This is a genomic window from Bifidobacterium catenulatum subsp. kashiwanohense JCM 15439 = DSM 21854 (assembly GCF_001042615.1).
GTDB classification, from domain to species: Bacteria; Actinomycetota; Actinomycetes; order Actinomycetales; family Bifidobacteriaceae; genus Bifidobacterium; species Bifidobacterium catenulatum.
On sequence record NZ_AP012327.1, the window covers coordinates 562,855 to 581,551 of the forward strand.

General features: G+C 57.6%; 17 protein-coding genes, 1 tRNA gene and 1 pseudogene. 18 read left to right on the plus strand and 1 reads right to left on the minus strand.

Annotated features, from left to right (window positions below):
• Positions 1–61: 61 nt before the first annotated feature.
• From BBKW_RS11250 to BBKW_RS02375, 4 genes and pseudogenes are all read left to right on the plus strand, one after another.
• Positions 62–1,527: pseudogene (locus BBKW_RS11250) on the plus strand (sialate O-acetylesterase).
• Between the two features lie 111 nt (positions 1,528–1,638).
• Positions 1,639–1,809 (plus strand): carboxylesterase family protein, encoded by a 171-nt coding sequence (locus BBKW_RS10060; RefSeq protein ID WP_267489580.1) that lies wholly within the window; start codon positions 1,639–1,641, stop codon positions 1,807–1,809.
• Positions 1,810–1,869: 60 nt separating this feature from the next.
• Positions 1,870–2,499, plus strand: a complete 630-nt coding sequence (locus tag BBKW_RS02370) for a sugar O-acetyltransferase (protein WP_033500912.1) — start codon at positions 1,870–1,872, stop codon at positions 2,497–2,499.
• Between the two features lie 214 nt (positions 2,500–2,713).
• Positions 2,714–3,133 carry a hypothetical protein gene (locus BBKW_RS02375; RefSeq protein WP_033500913.1) on the plus strand — a complete coding sequence of 140 codons (420 nt, stop codon included), beginning with the start codon at positions 2,714–2,716 and terminating at the stop codon, positions 3,131–3,133.
• 182 nt (positions 3,134–3,315) lie between these two features.
• On the opposite strand, the gene BBKW_RS02380 is transcribed toward BBKW_RS02375, so the two are convergent.
• Positions 3,316–4,836, minus strand: coding sequence for a xylulokinase (locus BBKW_RS02380; RefSeq protein ID WP_033500914.1), 1,521 nt, complete (start codon positions 4,834–4,836; stop codon positions 3,316–3,318).
• A 169-nt stretch (positions 4,837–5,005) separates the two neighbouring features.
• On the opposite strand from BBKW_RS02380, the gene BBKW_RS02385 reads away from it, so the two are divergent.
• From BBKW_RS02385 to orn, 14 genes are all read left to right on the plus strand, one after another.
• Positions 5,006–6,232 (plus strand): ROK family protein, encoded by a 1,227-nt coding sequence (locus BBKW_RS02385; RefSeq protein ID WP_033500915.1) that lies wholly within the window; start codon positions 5,006–5,008, stop codon positions 6,230–6,232.
• A 51-nt stretch (positions 6,233–6,283) separates the two neighbouring features.
• Positions 6,284–6,357, plus strand: a tRNA-Ile gene (locus tag BBKW_RS02390).
• A 108-nt stretch (positions 6,358–6,465) separates the two neighbouring features.
• Positions 6,466–6,678, plus strand: coding sequence for a 50S ribosomal protein L31 (gene rpmE / locus BBKW_RS02395; RefSeq protein ID WP_003808371.1), 213 nt, complete (start codon positions 6,466–6,468; stop codon positions 6,676–6,678).
• Between the two features lie 243 nt (positions 6,679–6,921).
• Positions 6,922–8,010, plus strand: coding sequence for a peptide chain release factor 1 (gene prfA, locus BBKW_RS02400; RefSeq protein ID WP_033500916.1), 1,089 nt, complete (start codon positions 6,922–6,924; stop codon positions 8,008–8,010).
• Positions 8,011–8,019: 9 nt separating this feature from the next.
• On the plus strand, positions 8,020–8,994 hold the full coding sequence (prmC, locus tag BBKW_RS02405) for a peptide chain release factor N(5)-glutamine methyltransferase (RefSeq protein ID WP_033500917.1): 975 nt from the start codon (positions 8,020–8,022) through the stop codon (positions 8,992–8,994).
• 243 nt (positions 8,995–9,237) lie between these two features.
• On the plus strand, positions 9,238–10,434 hold the full coding sequence (locus tag BBKW_RS02410; RefSeq protein ID WP_033500918.1) for an ABC transporter substrate-binding protein: 1,197 nt from the start codon (positions 9,238–9,240) through the stop codon (positions 10,432–10,434).
• Between the two features lie 157 nt (positions 10,435–10,591).
• Positions 10,592–11,518, plus strand: coding sequence for a branched-chain amino acid ABC transporter permease (locus BBKW_RS02415; protein ID WP_128832382.1), 927 nt, complete (start codon positions 10,592–10,594; stop codon positions 11,516–11,518).
• Positions 11,519–11,522: 4 nt separating this feature from the next.
• A complete protein-coding gene (locus tag BBKW_RS02420) occupies positions 11,523–12,683 on the plus strand; it encodes a branched-chain amino acid ABC transporter permease (RefSeq protein ID WP_033500920.1) in 1,161 nt (386 codons plus the stop codon).
• Positions 12,680–13,477, plus strand: a complete 798-nt coding sequence (locus BBKW_RS02425; protein WP_033500921.1) for an ABC transporter ATP-binding protein — start codon at positions 12,680–12,682, stop codon at positions 13,475–13,477. The genes BBKW_RS02420 and BBKW_RS02425 overlap by 4 nt, the downstream gene beginning before the upstream one ends.
• Positions 13,477–14,181 (plus strand): ABC transporter ATP-binding protein, encoded by a 705-nt coding sequence (locus BBKW_RS02430; protein ID WP_003835690.1) that lies wholly within the window; start codon positions 13,477–13,479, stop codon positions 14,179–14,181. Before BBKW_RS02425 ends, BBKW_RS02430 begins: the two co-directional genes overlap by 1 nt.
• Positions 14,182–14,252: 71 nt before the next feature.
• Complete coding sequence (locus BBKW_RS02435) at positions 14,253–14,915, plus strand: L-threonylcarbamoyladenylate synthase (RefSeq protein WP_033500922.1); 663 nt, start codon at positions 14,253–14,255, stop codon at positions 14,913–14,915.
• Complete coding sequence (locus BBKW_RS02440; RefSeq protein WP_033500923.1) at positions 14,912–16,075, plus strand: MraY family glycosyltransferase; 1,164 nt, start codon at positions 14,912–14,914, stop codon at positions 16,073–16,075. The genes BBKW_RS02435 and BBKW_RS02440 overlap by 4 nt, the downstream gene beginning before the upstream one ends.
• A 100-nt stretch (positions 16,076–16,175) precedes the next feature.
• A complete protein-coding gene (guaB, locus tag BBKW_RS02445; RefSeq protein ID WP_003835694.1) occupies positions 16,176–17,720 on the plus strand; it encodes an IMP dehydrogenase in 1,545 nt (514 codons plus the stop codon).
• A gap of 273 nt (positions 17,721–17,993) precedes the next feature.
• On the plus strand, positions 17,994–18,644 hold the full coding sequence (orn, locus tag BBKW_RS02450) for an oligoribonuclease (protein WP_033500924.1): 651 nt from the start codon (positions 17,994–17,996) through the stop codon (positions 18,642–18,644).
• The last annotated feature ends 53 nt before the right edge of the window (positions 18,645–18,697 follow it).

Below are 18,697 nucleotides of genomic sequence, written 5' to 3' on the forward strand. Positions count from 1 at the left end.
CAGTGCCGGCTGGCGACAGAGCGTCCGCCGTCAGCCGGCATACTCGACGGGATTGAATTCTATGGGCAATGAGGAGCGGACGAGCATGGTTTTGCAATTGCCGAAACTGCTTGACGACGGTTGCGTGCTGCAGGCCGGTGCAACCATACATATCTGGGGCGCCGGCGACCCTGGACGCGGCGTGCTGGTACGCCTCGATGGCAAGGACCGGACTACGCGGGTAGGGGACGACGGCTCATGGAGCGTGCCGTACGGTCCGATCAAAGCAGGCGGACCGTACGATTTGACGGTGCGTTATGAGGACGGAACCGAATGCATCTCGCGCCAATGCTATGCGGGAGAAGTGTTCCTGTGCTCGGGACAGTCGAACATGGAACTGCCCATGGCTTGGGTGCGTGCGGACTATCCGCTGGAGTGGGATCGTGAGCCTGACCCATTGCTGCGGCAATACAAAGCGATTCCCGATTGTGACTTCAACGGTCCCCGCAACGATCATGACCATGCGTTCTGGCAGGGGTGCGATGCGGAAACCCTTGGAGATTTCTCCGCGCTCGCCTATTTCTTCGGACGCAGAATCCGTCAGTGGCTGAATGCGCCCGTCGGCCTGTTGAACGTTTCATTGGGCGGATCGCCGATTGAATCCTGGATGGATGCCGACGCATTGCGGGCGTTCCCCGAAGCGCTCGCTGACCTTGAGCCGTATCTTGGCGATGGCGTGGCGTCGAAGCTGACCGCGATTGCCCATTCGAGGATTTCGTCAGATGGAAGCCGACCGGCCTGTACAATGCCATGCTCGCCCCGTGCTTTCCATATGCGGTGCGGGCCGTGCTGTGGTATCAGGGCGAATCGAATACCGGCGATCGCGCCATGCGATATGGTGACGAGCTGAAGGCCATGATTCAATTGTGGCGCGTCAAATGGCATCAGCCGGATATGCCGTTTCTGATCGTCCAGCTTCCAAAATTCGACATCGACGCCATTGAGGATGGAGGCTGGCCGCTCGTCCGCGAACAGGAGTGGAACGTCGCGAACGAACTTGAAAACGTTGCGACGGTGGTGACGCTTGACGCCGGCGAGGGCAACGATCTACATCCGTATGACAAGAAGCTCGTCGCGGATCGCGTGTTCAATGCCGCGATGGATTTGGTATACGGTCGCCAGGCTCAGCCTCAACCGGCCGTGGAAACCATCGAGGTCTGCGGAGATCTGTTGCGGATGCACTGTGTGTGGCGGAGTCGCTCGGACGAGCAGATCCGATCGGAGAGCCGCCGGCTGATGACGTTGGATGGTGACGCTCCCCAGGAAATCGAATTTCTATGGCGTGACTGCGCCACATTCGCGCGGGCCGAGGCATGGCTGGACGGCTGTGATATCGTGGCGCGCATGACGGCGCGCAGGCCAGATGAGGTGCGGTACGCGTGGAGCAACAATCCGGAATCCGGGCTCATCTGCGACGGCGACGGCATGCTGATTCCGCCGTTCCGCCTGACATTGCCCACGGACGATGATAAGGGGATTCATGCGTAGGCAGGTCGCGCTTCGACAAGGACTCGTCGATGGATTCTCCGATACGGACTCTGTAATTACCGTGTTTCGTGGCATCCCCTATGCCAAGCCTTCCCGTTGGCGCATTACGATTTGTCTCGTGTCATGATTCGGTATTGGACGAATTTCGCGGCGACGGGCGATCCGAACGGTTCCGGATTGCCCGAATGTCCGGCATGCGGATCCAATGGCCAACGATACATGCTGCTCGGCGGATGCCACGATACATCGGATAGTATGTCGTATGCCAGGTCAAGTAGATGAATATAGTATAGTGTGAGCGCTCACTATAGCGTGGTGAAAATCGTGACGAAGGAGACGGGCATGACGAAGGAGACGGAGACGCTGATCGCGTCCGACGAGGATCTGACTAGGCTGTTCGCCGGCAAGCCGACGCAATACCGCAAATCGAAGTCGCTGCCGAAGTTTACTGGCGAGGCCATGCGTACCTGCGCCACGATCAACCGCATCTTCTTCGATAATCCTGACGAGGCCTACCGCCTGTTCCACGAGCTCGTTCCCGACGTGGGGGAGGGCGTACAATTCACGCCGCCATTCAATGTGGATTATGGCATCGGCCTGACCATTGGCCGCGGCACGTTCTTGAACAAGGATTTCATGGTGTGCGGCGGCGGATATGTAACGCTTGGCGAGAATTGCCTGATCGGCCCGCGTTGTACCATTGCCACGCCGAATCATGCCTTGGATGCGGCAACGCGACTGGCTGGCTGGGAACATGCTTTGCCGGTGACGATTGGTGACAACGTGTGGTTTGGTGCGAACGTTACGGTCACGCCTGGCGTCACGATTGGCTCGAATTCCATTATCGGCGCGGGTTCTGTGGTTACGCGAGACATTCCCGCCAATTCAATCGCAGTCGGCAATCCGGCGCATGTAATCCGCGAGATTCCCGAACGCGATCCTGCCTTCGCCGATGTCGAGGGCATCATCTGACGTTACGCTTCAACGCATTCGTTACGGAATTAAATCTTGATCTCCATTGGCGTGTCGTGAAGAATCAGAAGCTTACGTATAGTATTTCTTTCGATTCTTTCTATATCTAAGATTGATGTAGAAAGATTTGAAAGAAATGCTCTTTTTAGATATGCGCTTAGTAAGTTAAATGAATGCACTAATTTTCGTTACAACGCCGCCGTCAAGAAAGGCGATGACGACGAATACTCAGATTCCAGTAGCTCAAGAGAAAGCTGATGCAGCTAATGATACTGCGGCTGCGGATGCTGATGATCTGAATGTGTCCATGAATCGTGGCGAGCGTCTGAAGGCCATCGAACAACGCATCGCCAAACTCAAGTCTGATGCCGATACTAAAGCTGCAGCTGCGTTGTCTGCCGCGTCGGACGCGCAGGATGTTAGAGATTCCTTGGACGCATTGCGTGTGCAAGGCGAGAATCGTCGTGCGGAATTGGAAAGCAAACAGGATCAGCTGCAATCCGATGCAGTGAAACAGGCCGTGCAAACGGTGCTTCTTCAATCAAAAATCGATGATGCCAACAGACAGTACGCACAGCAACAGGCGGATGCGGCTGGCAGCGCCAATCCCGGTCAGTCCGCATTCCGGGAATGAATTGGGGAGGCCCGTTTCTGATGCACTCGAGAGTGTTGGTGAATAGGGGCCAGTACTGGTTTGTGCACTGAATAGTGTTTCTGAGGATTGTGATTTTGATGCAAATGGGTGCCGTCACGGTTTGGCTGTGACGGCACCCATTTTTCGTGTTGGATCATGCCGGATTCACGATGGCTGATTGATTAGCCGCGTGCTTTTACGTAGGCCTCGTACACGGTTTCGGTCGGCTCGCCGGTTTCCACGCCGTCGATGGTGAGCGGCCATGCGGGCGGTTCCGTTTCGCCGGACAGCACCCAGGCGGCCTGACGGGCGGCGCCGATGGCAACATACTCGTCGGTGGTCGGGCGGGTCACGTCCATGCCGAACACGCTCGGCGCGAGCGTGCGGATTGCCTCGGACTTCGCGCCGCCGCCGATAAGCAGAATGCGGGAAATCTCAGCGCCAAGCGAACGGATAAGCTCTAGGCAGTCGCGCTGGGAGCACAGCAAGCCTTCGACGAACGCGCGGGCCATGTTCTCGCGTGTGGTGTTGGCCAGCGTCATGCCGGAAAGGGTTGCGGTCGCGTCCGGACGGTTCGGCGTGCGTTCGCCGTCGAAATACGGCACCAGCGTAATACCGCCGGCGCCCGGTTCGGAAGCGAATGCCAGGGATGCGAGTTCGTCGTAGTCGACGCCGAGGGCTGCACGGCCGGCGTCAAGAATGCGCGATCCGTTGATGGTGCAGGCCAGTGGCAGGTAGTGGCCGGTGCAGTCGGCGAAGCCGGAAACGGCACCGGTCAGATCGTAGGTCGGATTTTCGGAAATGGCCGCTGCCACGCCGGAAGTGCCCAATGAAACGGAAACGTCGCCCACGCTCATGCCAAGTCCGAGGGACGCCATGGCGTTGTCGCCGCCGCCCGGTGCGATGATGCAACCACCCTCAACGTTCTTGCCGGCGATTTCCGGGCTTGCCTTGACTGCGGCGGCACCGTGCGGTCCAAGCACGGTCGGCAGCATGATTGCGTTGGCGTGCTTGCGTGCCGCTTCGGTACCTTCCGCTGGCTCAAGCACCATGGCGATCAGATCGCGGCGGTATTCGTTGGAAGCGGCATCGTAATAGATGGTGCCGGAAGCGTCGGAACGGTCGGTGAACAGCGCTTCCAAGTGTGCGTCCTCTCCTTCCGCGACCGGTCCGTAGCCGGCGATACGCCAGCTCAGCCAATCGTGCGGCAGGCAGATCGCAGCGATCTTCTTAGCGTTTTCCGGTTCGTTTTCAGCCACCCACGCCACCTTGGTCAGCGTGAAGGAAGCAACGGGAGAGGAGCCAACGGCCTTGACCCAACGCTGCTTACCACGTGCAATCACATCTTCCGGTTCGCCTTCTTCGGCGGGGGCCTCGCCCATCTTTTCGATGAGGGCCGCGGCCTGTGGCGCCGAGCTTATATCGTTCCACAGCATGGCGTCGCGAATCACGTTGCCTTGCTGGTCGAGAATCACCATGCCGTGCTGCTGACCGCCAACGGCCAGTGCTTCAACATCGTCAAGTCCGCCGGCCTGCTGGGCTGCCTCGAGGAACGCGTCCCACCAGAATTTCGGGTCGATAGACGTGCCATTGGGGTGTTTGGCCTGGCCAAAGCGCACCATTTCACCGGTTTCGGCGTCGGTCACGCGCACTTTGCAGGACTGGGTCGAGGTGTCGACGCCAGCCACGAGAGTTCGAGTCATTGTGTCTCCTTGCAGTGAGCTGGCGCAACGAAGTGCAAGGAATTCGCACCGTCCGCCACCTCATTTAGTTAGATGAATGAACTATAATGTCTAGTGTACCATCATAAAGTGATTTGACTATAGAGACGGTGCGCTTCTCCCGCGAAGACGCGTCGAGAAAGAGGGAGCCATGGCTTCACTGCGGAGTATCAATCAAGACGATTTGCGAAACCATAATCTTTCCGTGGTGCTCGATTCGCTATTGCGTGCCACCGAGCCGATGAGTCGCGCCGATCTCGCCAAGAAAACCGGCTTGACCAAAGCCGCCATGTCGGTGCTGGTGTCGTTGATGCTCGACAATGAGATTCTGATGGAGGGCGCGCCATCCGGCCAGTCGCTGTATGGGCGACCCAGCATTCCGCTTGAAATCAAGTCTGGTCGCCTGTGCGGCATGGGATTACAGGCCAACACCGACGGCTACGGCGTGGTGGTGCTCGATCTCGACGGTTCCGTTGTGGGGGAGCAATGGGTTGACGCCGATATGGCCAATGCCGACGAACAGGAGATTTTCGCCCGTCTTGATGAACTGGCTTTGCGGCAGGAAGATGCTCTTGCGAGGAAGGGTTATGTGCTTGCCGGTACCGGTTTGGCATTGCCGGGTCTCGTCACCGATGATTTGCGATTGCTGGGCGCACGCAATCTCGGTTGGGAACGTTTGGATCTCAAACAGTTCAATGTGGTCAAACGACTTGATCCTGTTGCCTGCAATGAGGCCAATGCTGCTGCATTGGCGCAGGTTCCTGGATATGCCACGCAGCGTGAAGGTTCGGGGCAGATCAAGCCGACCGATTCGTTCATCTACATGTCGACCGATGTGGGCATCGGCGGTGCGGTGATCCGTGAGGGACGTGTGGTGAGCGGCGATCACGGTTTTGGCGGCGAATTGGGCCATGTTTCCGTCGACATGCGTGGTCCCATCTGCCGTTGCGGCCGTCGCGGCTGCCTTGAAGTGTATGCGGGCAGGCGTTCCATGGTGAGTGCGGCCGGAATCGCCAGCAGCGATGCCGCCGCGACCCGCAGTGCCATCGACGAACTGATCGACCGTTGGCACCAGCGCGACGTGCAAACCGTGGCCGTTGTTGAAAAAGCGTTGGAAGCCATATCTTCCGTAATCGCATCAACCATCAATGTCTGCGACGTCGACGTGGTGATGCTCGGCGGTTTATGGGCGCGTTTCGAGCCTGAACTAATCTGCAGAATCGAACGCACGGTACGCCCGCAAGTGCTGGCATATCCGGAAGTCGAGGCGAGCGTGCTCGTGGCCGATGTCATCGACCGTCCAGCCTTGATGGGCGCGGCTGAGATTGGCTTGCGACGCTTCATCGACAACCCGTTGCGTTTCATGGGGCAAAACTAGTCCACCCATTTGCTAAACTTACCGAGTTGGCATGTTCGCATGTTGCAACGTGGGGCGTTAGCTCAGTCGGTTAGAGCATCGGACTCATAATCCGCCGGTCCACGGTTCAAGCCCGTGACGCCCCACTCTTTCGTAAAGTCAAGGCTTCTGATACAATCCGAAAGGTTATCCGGTTCACGCGATGCCATAGGGGCGTTGCGACCCGGGTCCCCCGAATCTCTAGGAGACAAACTATGAAGCAGGGTATCCATCCTGATTATCACGCAGTGCAGGTCACCTGCTCTTGCGGCAACACCTTCGTCACCCGTTCCACCTACAACGGCGATCACATGACCGTCGACGTGTGCTCCAACTGCCACCCGTTCTACACCGGCAAGCAGAAGATCCTCGACACCGGTGGCCGCGTGGCACGCTTCGAGAAGCGTTACGGCAAGAAGGCCAAGTGAGTCTTATTGCTTAGGCAATGAAAAACGCCAGTCCGATTGTGGGCTGGCGTTTTTCATTATGCAACGGATGCGCATGCGCTGCGTGCATGTGATTGGGATATTCGTAAGATGTGTGGAATGCCCGCGAAATACCGCGCTTCGGCAGCGTTTCCAAGGCACCTTATATGATGGATAGGTTGAGTGGAGTTCAGCGAAGCGTTCACGCTGAAGCGCAGATTTATAAGCAGACAGAAAAGGCGTACATTGGCAGACGAGCAGTTCCCCGCGGCAGTTACCGCACTTGAGGAATATCACAATATCGAACAGCAGATGGCCGAGCCGGAAGTCGCGTCGGATCCGGATAAGATGCGTAAGCTGGGACGTCGTCACGCTGAGTTGGGCGTCATCGTTTCCGCATACACCGCATACAAGCAGGTGAAAGACGATCTGGAGGCAGCCAAGGAAATGGCTTCCGAAGATCCGGATTTCGCGGAAGAGGCGAAACGTTTGGAGAGCGAGCTTCCAGCGGCGGAAGAGAAGCTGCGCACCGCGTTGATTCCGCGCGATCCCGATGATGCGCGTGACACGATCATGGAAATCAAGGCGGGCACCGGCGGTGAGGAAGCAGCGCTGTTCGCGGGCGACTTGCTGCGCATGTACATGCGATATGCGGAAAAGCGTGGCTGGTCGGTTGCCGTGCAAAGCGAAAACACCACCGAGCTGGGTGGCGTCAAAGACGTGCAGCTTGCCATTCGTGCCAAGGGTACTCCTGCGCCGGAAGATGGCGTATGGGCGTCCCTCAAGTATGAGGGTGGCGTGCATCGCGTGCAGCGTATTCCCGTCACCGAATCGCAGGGTCGCATCCAAACTTCCGCGGCTGGTGTCATTGTGTTCCCGGAAGCCGACGAAGACGATGATGAGATTGAAATCGATCAGAAGGATCTGAAAATCGACATCTTCATGAGCTCCGGCCCGGGTGGCCAGTCCGTGAACACCACATATTCCGCCGTTCGTATGACCCACATTCCGACCGGCATCGTGGTGAGCATGCAGGATGAGAAGAGCCAGATTCAGAATCGTGCGGCCGCATTGCGCGTGTTGAAGAGCCGCCTGCTCGCCATGAAGCACGAGGAGGAAGCCGCACAGGCCGCAGACATGCGTCACTCCCAGGTGCGCTCACTGGATCGTTCCGAACGAATCCGCACGTACAACTTCCCGGAGAACCGTATCGTCGATCATCGTACGAACTACAAGGCGTACAATCTTGACGCCGTGCTTGACGGCGATTTGCAGGCCGTCATCGATTCCGACATCCAGGCGGATGAGGCCGATCGTCTCGCCAACCAGAAGTAAGGCGTGGTTGTGGCTACGGTATTCGAAACGGTGCGTTCCTCCGCGGCCATATTGAGCGCGGCGGGTGTCGACACTCCGGAACATGACGTCAAACTGCTGCTTGCCGAAGCCTTCCACGTCGATTTGCGGGACGTGGACAAGGCCATGCTTATGGGAGACGACGTCGAGCATCTGAACATTGCCTTGGCGTCCGTTTCTACAGAATCGGGCGCTTGGGCGAATGCGAAAACCACCGGGAATACCGTCGCGGCGGCCATGGAACGGTTCCATTCCATGGTGGATCGTCGAGCCAAACGTGAGCCATTGCAGCACATCACCGGCCATGCGCCGTTCCGCTATCTCGATCTGAAAGTCGGACCGGGCGTGTTCATTCCGCGTCCTGAAACCGAGTTGGTGGTGCAGGAAGGCATCGAATGGACCACCCGGCATGGCATGTACCGTGCCAAAGTGGTCGATTTATGCGCCGGTAGCGGTGCGATCGGCCTTGCTTTCGCCACGGAAGTGCCGGGCAGCGAAGTCTGGGCCGTCGAAAAAAGCGAACGGACCGCGCAATGGACGCGTCGCAATCTTGACGAAACCACGAAACGGTATCCGGCGATCGCAGGTAATTATCATCTGGAAATCGCCGACGCCACGCAGATGCCGACACTGAACCAGCTTGACGGCACCGTCGATATCGTGCTCACTAACCCCCCGTATGTGCCTCTTGCGAGCATTCCGCAGCAGCCAGAAGTACGCGATTACGATCCCGATCTGGCGCTGTATGGCGGTTCCGCGGATGGTACGCTCATTCCGGAGCGCATCATCTCACGCGCTTCGAAACTGCTCAAGCCAGGCGGGCTCATGGTAATGGAACACGATGTCACGCAGGGGGAGCGGCTTGCCGCTTTTGCACGTACTTGCGATTTCGTCGATGTCGTTGTGCACAACGATTACACCGGTCGTCCGCGTTATCTGACGGCAGAAAAGCAAGAAATCGGATAATACAAGACGTTTCACGGCATGCCGGTGAAGATATAGCCGGAAGTTGAGTCTCACTATAAGAACATTTTATGCATGGCGCTGCCCGTCGGGCTATAAAGAACAATCGGAATGCACATGAAGAACGGATGGCAGCCATAAGCGGCCATTGCGGTTCCGCGCACGGGATTGAGATGAACATGAATGGCTTTCATGGTGCGCGTTGAGAGGAATGTGCGGCATTTTCAAGAAAAGAGGAAGAACGGAATGAACGTCAAGTTCTCCGCCAAGTGCGTTGCCGTGATCGCGGCGGGCGCAATGTCAATGTCCCTCGCTGCCTGCTCTGGCGGCAGCATGGACGATTCCAGCAGCTCCAATGGTAGTGCGGCCAACAGCGATACCATTACGCTGGGATCCATCACCACCAACTCCGGTACTGCCGCCGCATACGGCGAGGCCGAAGTCGCCGGCTTCAAGCTGGCTGTGGACGAGATCAACGCCAAGGGCGGCATCAACGGCAAGAAGGTCAAGCTCGAGTCCATGGACGATAAGGGCGACGCCACCGAAGCCTCCAACGCCTTCAACAAGCTCGCCGGTGACGCCAGCGTGCTCGGCGTGCTCGGTCCGACCATCTCCTCCACCACCGCAGCAGTGGCTCCGCTGGCCGATCAGGCCAAGCTGCCGGCCATCGCTCCGGCCGCCACCTCCGACTCCATCGAGACCGGTGGTTACATGTTCCGCACCTGCTTCAAGGATTCCTATCAGGGTGAGATTGCGGCCAAGTTTGCAGCCGAGACCCTGAAGGTCAAGAAGGTCGCCGTGCTATACGGCACCGGCGACCCGTACTCCTCCGGCGTGGGCAAGGCTTTCGCCGATGCCGCCAAGAAGGCCGGCCTTGAGGTCGTGGCAGAGGAGAATTCCTCCAGCGCCGACGACACTGAGTACTCCTCCCAGCTGCAGAAGATTCAGGCCGCTGGCGCCGAGTTCCTGTACGCTCCGTACTATTACTCCGTTGCTGGCCCGTACATCATCCCGCAGGCCCGTTCCGTCGGCTACGATGGTTATGTGATGGGTCCTGACGGCTACGATGGCCTGAAGATGACCGACGATAAGTCGCTGTACAACAATGTGCTCTACACCACCCATTATTCTCCAGACGACGCCTCCAACGCCAAGGTGCAGGACTTCATCAAGTCTTACAAGAAGGCCAACAAGAACGCCGATCCAAACACCTTCACCGCACTGGCCTATGACTCCGTGTACATGATGGCTCAGGCGATCGAGAAGGCCGGTAAGAACGCTACCCGCGAGTCTGTGCGCAACGCTATCTCCGGTATGAGCTTCGAAGGCGTGACCGGTAACTTCACGCTCGACAAGAAGGGCTCCCCGAAGAAGTCCGTCATCGTCCTTGAGCTTAAGGACGGCAAGCCTCAGTACAAGACCACCATCCAGCCATCCAAGTGATTTCCATCTGCTTGAAGGCAAGGATTTTGAAAGCCTGAGCATATAAGAGGAGGGGACCGGGAAACCGGTTCTCTCCCTTTCGCGTATCAAGGCGTTTTTATCCACATTCGTCGGGTTCGAGAGCCTGACGGCAGACAAATTTTTGAAAGGAGGAATGATGGGCGATCAGATCATCATGTTCGTCAGTCAGATCTTCAATGGTTTGAAGATCGGTAGCGTGTACTCGCTTGTGGCACTTGGCTACACCATGGTGTACGGCATCATTCGTTTGATCAACTTCGCGCACGGCGATTTCATCATGGTCGGCGCATATGTGCTGATGCTTACCATTCCGGCAATCGTCGCGTTCGGCCTGCCCGCATGGGTGGCCGTCATTCCTGCGATCCTCATGTGCGTGGCGGTGGGCGTCATCGTGGAGAGGGCCGCATACAAGCCGGTGCGTGAGAAGGGCAACAGCATGACGGCCCTCATCACCGCAATCGCCATGAGCCTGTTGCTGGAGAATGGCTCCCAGGCCATCTTCGGCGCCGATTACCAGACTGTGCCAACGATCATCCAGATTCCGACGCTGTCGCTCGGCAAGCTGAAAATCGACGGTGCGACCATCATCACCATCGCGCTCGGCGTCATCATCATGGTCGCGCTGCAGCTGTTCGTCTCCCACACCAAGCAGGGCAAGGCCATGCGTGCGGTTTCCGAAGATAAGGAAGCGTCGATTCTGATGGGCATCAACGTGAACTCCACCATCACGCTGACCTTCGCCATCGGTTCCGGCCTGGCTGCGGTGGCGGCGCTTATGTACTGCATTTCCTATCCGCAGGTGTCTCCGATGATGGGCGCGATGCTGGGCCTGAAGGCATTCGTCGCGGCCGTGCTCGGTGGTATCGGCTCCATTCCGGGCGCTATGGTCGGCGGTCTGGTGATCGGCGTGGTCGAAAGCCTGACCAAGGCGTATATCGGCACCATCACCGGAGGTGTGATCACGTCCGCGTTCTCCGACGCCATCGTGTTCGGTATCCTCATCATCGTGCTCCTGGTCAAGCCATCCGGCCTGATGGGCGAACCGGAAACAGAGAAGGTGTGATCCCATGAAGAAATCAATGCTTTCCACCAAACAGTCCTATCTGATGTGCGCGATCGGCGTGGTCGTGCTGTTCGGCATCCTGATGGGCGTATGTGAATCCGGCATGGCCAGCGCCTATATCAAAGGCATCATGATGACCATCTGCATCGCCATCATCATGACCACTTCGCTGAACCTCACTATCGGCGTGCTCGGCCAGCTTACGTTGGGCTGCTGCGGTTTCGAGGCAATCGGCGCGTATTCCGCCGCTTTGCTGAGCAAGCTGCTCGTCGCCAATGGCGTTGCGATGGATCCGACTTTGCGATTCCTGCTTACCACCCTCGTCGGTGGTGTAATCGCTTGCATTTTCGGTATTCTGGTCGGCATCCCTGCATTGCGTCTGCATGGCGATTACCTCGCCATCATCACGCTTGGCTTCGGTGAGATCATCCGCGTGATCATCCAGAACCTGAAGGTTGCCGGCGGCATGGGTCTCGACAAGGGCGCCGCAGGACAGGCGTTGATCGGCATCGACCGTCTCGCCAACCTGTATGTCGTGTTCTGGATTACCGTCGTCACCGTGGTGCTGCTGTTCATGTTCGCCCGCTCCCGTTACGGACGTGCCGTCAAGGCCATCCGCGATGACGAGATCGCGGCCAGCGCATCCGGCATCAACATCACTTACATGAAGGTGCTCGTATTTGCGATTTCCGCGTTCTTCGCAGGCATCGCCGGCGGCATCTTCGCACAGTACATCGGTTCGTTGAATCCGTCCATGGCCGGATGGCTGCAGTCGATCAATTACGTGATCATGGTGGTGTTCGGCGGTATGGGATCGCTGACCGGTTCCATCGTCTCCGCCATCGGCCTGACGATTCTTCCGGAATTGCTGCGCGCCTTCTCCACCTACCGCATGCTCGTGTACTCGGTGGCACTGGTGCTCATCATGATCTTCCGACCGCAAGGCATCTTCGGCAACTGGGAATTCTCCCTGACCAAGACCATCAACAAGCTGTTCTACCCGATGAAGTTCAAGGCACACGGTAAGCCGAAGCAGGCCGAAACCGTTGAAAAGGTCAAGGTGTCCAAGGAATCCGGCAAGAGCGCTAAGAAGACGACTGAAAAAGTCGAAACCGCTGAAAAGGTCGCTGAGACGGTCACCACTACCAAGGAGGCGAAGGCATGAGCGAGCCCATCCTCAAGGCCGAGCATCTCGGCATCACCTTCGGAGGCTTGAAGGCCGTATCCGACTTCAACATGACCATCAACTCCGGTGAGCTCATCGGTCTGATTGGACCGAACGGCGCAGGCAAGACCACTGTGTTCAACCTACTGACCGGCGTGTACCAGCCTACGGAAGGCGAGTTCTTCCTGGACGGCGAACGCATGAACGGCAAGAAGACGTACCAGGTAGTGCGTGCCGGAATCGCCAGAACCTTCCAGAATATTCGTCTGTTCGGTCAGATGACGGTGGAAGAGAACGTGCTGGTTGCGTTCAACGAATCGTTCAGCTACCGCATGGGTGGCGCGATTTTCCGCACGCCGAAATTCTGGAAGCAGGAACGCGAAATGCACGCCAAAGCCATCGACCTGCTCAAGATCTTCGGATTAGAAGGTCTGGCGGAAACTGAAGCCGCGAATCTGCCGTACGGCGCCCAGCGCAAGCTGGAAATCGCACGCGCTCTCGCCACCGGCATGAAGCTGCTTCTGCTCGACGAACCGGCCGCAGGCATGAATCCGACAGAAACTGAGGATCTGCTTAACTGCATCAACACCATCCGCGACCGTTTCGGTATCGCCATCCTGCTAATCGAACATGACATGAGCTTGGTGATGAACGTCTGCCAGCGCATCCAGGTGCTCGACTACGGACGCACCATCGCAGCCGGCACGCCGGATGAGATTGCCAACAATCCGCAGGTCATTTCCGCATACCTTGGTTCCGATGACGAAGATGACGAAAGCGAGGAGGAAGCCTGATGCTGGAAGTCAAGAACCTTTCCGTTTCGTACGGTGCCATCGAAGCCGTCAAGGACATCAGTTTTACCGTGAAGGATGGCGAGATTGTGTCCTTGATCGGCGCGAACGGCGCAGGCAAAACCACCACGCTGCACACCATCACCGGTTTGGTGCCGGCTAAATCCGGTTCCGTGATGTACAACGGCGTGGACTTGCTGAAAACTCACAGCAACAAGATCGTGACCCTCGGCATGGCTCACATTCCCGAAGGCCGTCACGTCTTTACACGCATGAGCGTTGAGGAGAATCTCGAAATGGGCGCGTTCAGCCTAAAGGACCAGTCGAGCCTTAAGAAGGACCTTGACATGGTCTACGGTCTGTTTCCGCGTCTGAAGGAACGTCGCAACCAGAAAGCCGGTACACTGTCCGGTGGCGAGCAGCAAATGCTCGCGATGGGCCGCGCGCTGATGAGCCATCCGAAGACGATTCTCATGGACGAACCGTCCATGGGTCTGTCCCCGAAGCTCGTCAAGGAGATCTTCTCCATCATCCGCAAACTGCACGAGCAGGGCATCACGATTCTGTTGGTTGAGCAGAATGCCAAGATGGCGCTGTCGATCGCAGACCGTGCATATGTGCTGGAAACCGGCCGTATCACGATGGAAGGCGACGCCAAAGAGCTGCTGAACAACGAGCAGGTGCGCAAGGCGTATCTGGGCGCATAAGGTCAGTTTCAACGTAGCTGAAGAATCCTGCCTTACAATGGTGGGGTCAGCAAGCCGAAAAGGGAGGTGTCATGAGCGAGATTCGCGCTATTTCAGACGAATCCCTTGCCCAGGCTGTCGAAATCGTACGTGACGGCGGATTGATTGTGATTCCTACGGACACGGTCTACGGCGTTGCGTGCGATCCGCGCAACATTGAGGCGATCCGTAAGGTGTTCGCGGCGAAGCAACGCCCGAAATACAAGTCGTTGCAGGTGCTGTTGCCGTCTATTGAAAGCCTGGAGAAGTTGCATTTGGATTTGCCGGTGCCGTTGAACCGCCTGTCCGCCATGTTCATGCCGGGCGCATTTTCTCCGATCGCTGTGGCGGGCGACAACTGCACGCTCGCCACGGTGCGTACGGATTCCGCCACAGGAAAGGCCACGCAAGGCGTGCGCATTCCGAATTCCGCGGCCGCATTACGTGTTTTGCGTGCTACCGGTCCGTTGGCCGCCACCAGCGCCAACCGTTCCGGCGATGAAAGCGCGCAAACCGTTGACGAGGCCGTTCAGGCGCTCGGCGATGCGGTAGATTTGTATTTGGATGGGGGAGCGACCCCCGGACATGTGGCTTCCACAGTGGTGGCAGCCGACCCGCATGGGCGTGACGGCATTGCGATTCTTCGAGAGGGAGTGATTCGCGAACCGGTTATCCGGAAGGCCTTGACGTTGAATGGCGGTGCTTTGGGCGTATGAGAATCTATCTGTTCATTGCTGCGATTGCTGGTGGCGTCACCTATCTGATCACGCCGCTGATTCGCCATATCGCCATTGAGATCGGTGCAGTCGGCGAAGTGCGTGCGCGAGACGTGCACACCATTCCAACTCCGCGACTGGGCGGTTTGGGCATGTTGATCGGCTTCACTGTGTCGATGCTGTTCGCATCCCGCATTCCGTTCATTCAGGGATTGTTCGCGCAATCGCAACAGGCGTGGGTGATTCTCGCCGGTGCCGTTATGATCAGTCTGCTGGGCATGGCCGATGATTTGTGGGATCTTGATTGGATGCTCAAGCTTGCCGGCCAGCTGCTGATTTCCGTGTTTGTGGCATGGGGCGGCTTGCAGATCATTTCGCTTCCGCTTGGTTCGTTGGTGACGGCATCGCCGAGCCTGTCGATGGCCATCACCGCGTTTTTGGTCGTCGCGTCCATTAACGCGGTCAATTTCGTGGACGGTCTGGATGGCTTGTCGTCGGGCATTGTGGCGATCGGCGGTATCGCGTTCGCCATTTATTCGTACATCATCGCCCGCAACTCGCCTTCATACGCTTCGATGGCAACGCTGATTGACATTGCCATGGTTGGCATGTGCGTGGGCTTTCTGCTGCATAACTGGCATCCGGCGAAGCTGTTCATGGGGGACTCCGGTTCCATGCTGCTTGGTTATCTGATCACCTGCGCTTCGATTGTGATGACCGGTCGCCTTGATCCCGCCAGCATTCATGCCAGCATCTATCTGCCGGTGTTCATGCCGATTCTGCTGCCGATTCTGGTATTGTTCCTGCCGATCCTCGACATGTGTCTTGCGATTGTGCGCCGCTTGCGTAAGGGGCAGTCGCCAATGCATCCGGACCGTATGCACCTGCATCATCGCATGCTACGTATCGGGCATTCCGTGCAGGGTGCTGTGCTGATTCTGTGGGGGTGGGCCGCGCTGATCGCCTTCAGCTCGATTATGACGCTGTTTTTCAAGGCGCAGTATGTGCTTATCGGATTTCTGATTGCGGCTGTGGTATTGACCGTCGCCACTATGCATCCGTATTTAAAGCATAGAATTCCTGAGATACTGGAAGAGGATGCTGCGGACGCCAGCAGGCACGCCGCGTTGCGGTCATCGAAGTACGGCAAAAATGATTAAACGCTTTGCCTAGCGGCATTGGTTGACTTTCATGGCGCCTTTGTTTACTGCTGATTTTGCCGTGTCGCGCTAAGTCAGCCCGCGTTCATATAGTAAGTTTATGGCTACAATTCCTGATATGAATGCAGATTCCACGTACGCTCCACTTCCTCCGATTTTCGCACAGCTTGGCCTCGCCTATGACGATGTGCTGCTGCTGCCGAACGAGACGGATGTCATTCCGTCCGAAGTGGATACGACCACCCATCTGACCCGCAACATCACGATGAAGGTCCCGGCAATTTCCGCCGCAATGGACACCGTCACCGAGTCCGATATGGCCATTGCCATGGCTCGTAATGGCGGCATCGGCGTGCTGCACCGCAATCTTTCCATCGACGACCAGGCTGCTCAGGTCGACATCGTCAAGCGTTCCGAATCCGGTATGATCAACGATCCGTTGACCGTCAGCCCGGACGTGACGCTGGCTGATCTCGACAAGCTGTGCGGTCGTTTCCATATTTCCGGTCTGCCGGTTGTTGACAACGACAACAAGCTCGTCGGCATCATCACCAACCGCGACATGCGTTTCATCGCATCCGAGGATTACGACCGCCTCAAGGTTTCCGAGGTCATGACCCGCGAAAACCTCATCACCGGTCCGTCCAACATCTCCAAGGAAGACGCCCACGACCTGCTGGCCAAGTACAAGGTCGAGAAGCTGCCGCTGGTCGACGATGAAGGCCACCTCACCGGCTTGATCACCGTGAAGGACTTCGTGAAGACCGAGCAGTACCCGGATGCCACCAAGGATGAGCAGGGTCGTCTGCGCGTCGCCGCGGGCATCGGCTTCCTGGGCGACGCCTACAACCGTGCTTCCGCTCTGATGGAAGCCGGCGTGGACGTGCTCGTGGTCGACACCGCCAACGGTGAGGCCAAGCTGGCTCTCGACATGATTCGTCGCCTGAAGTCCGATTCCGCGTTCAAGGGCGTTGACATCATCGGCGGTAACGTAGCCACCCGTCAGGGCGCTCAGGCCATGATCGACGCCGGTGTTGACGCTGTCAAGGTCGGTGTCGGCCCAGGCTCCATCTGCACCACCCGCGTGGTGGCCGGTGTTGGCGTACCGCAGCTCACTGCAGTGTACGAGGCCGCTCAGGCCTGCCGTGCCGCTGGCGTGCCGTGCATCGCCGACGGTGGCATTCACTACTCCGGCGACATCGCCAAGGCTCTGGTTGCCGGTGCCTCCACCGTCATGCTTGGTGGCACCCTCGCAGGCTGCGAGGAAGCTCCGGGCGAGAAGGTGCTGCTGCACGGCAAGCAGTACAAGCTGTACCGTGGCATGGGCTCCCTCGGCGCCATGGCTCCGCGCGGCAAGAAGTCCTACTCTAAGGATCGCTACTTCCAGGCTGACGTCACCTCCAACGACAAGGTCGTTCCGGAAGGCGTTGAAGGCGAAGTGCCGTACCGCGGACCGCTGAATGCAGTGCTGTACCAGATGATCGGCGGCCTGCACCAGTCCATGTTCTACATCGGCGCCCACAACATCGCCGAAATGCCGGAACGTGGCCGTTTCATCCGTATCACCGACGCTGGCTTGCGCGAATCCCATCCGCACGACATCGTCATGACCGCCGAAGCCCCGAACTACTCCGGCCGCCAATAATTACTGAATCCCAGTAATCGATAATCGGTAAAAGCCTCTTACTTCTCGGAAAAGACCGAAAGTAAGAGGCTTTATTCATATCCGCAACGTGAATATTTATAACCGAACGTCGCCCTATCGCCAAGTAGCGGCATTGATATACGAAGCAAATCGCGAAAAACAAGCATGACTTCCCAGTGCGTGGTTTTCCAATCTCCCTACCTCGCGGTATCTTCGAATGTTCAGCTGAAGCGTGCCAAGCGGCACGCGCACACGCAAAGGAAACGAGGCAAGATGGTTGACGCACATGACGGTGAAACATACACGGCGAAGGATTCACGCCTGATCTGGATCGACTGCGAGATGACTGGTCTTGACATCTTCCACGACGAACTGTGCGAGGTTTCCGTGGTGCCGACGGACTTCGACCTCAACGTGCTCGACGAAGGCATCGATTTCGTGATCAAGCCTTCCGATGCGGCCGTGGCTAATATGAACGATTTCGTGCGCGCCATGCACACCCGTTCCGGACTCATCAACGAATGGGAGAACGGCCTGAGCGTCGAAGAGGCCGAACGGAAAGTCACCGAATACGTGTCCCGCTTCACCCCGGACGGCGTCAAGCCGCTGCTCGCAGGCAACTCCATCGGATCAGACAAAAAATTCCTCGACCGTTACATGCCGAATCTCATGGAACACCTGCACTACCGCGTAATCGACGTGAGCACGCTCAAAGAGCTTGCCCGTCGCTGGTATCCGGCCGTATACAACAACCGTCCGCCGAAGAACGGCGGACATCGCGCGCTCGCCGACATCATCGAATCCCTGGATGAACTGCGTTACTACCGTAAGGCGTTCATGGCAGCGGCGCCCGGTCCTGACGCAGCCGAAGCCAAAGCGATCGCCGGTCAGATCGTGGCAACCAGCATTTTGAACAACAACTGATTCTGCATATCGCATAATCGTTAGAAAATCTGATATTCCAACGAAAACATGGA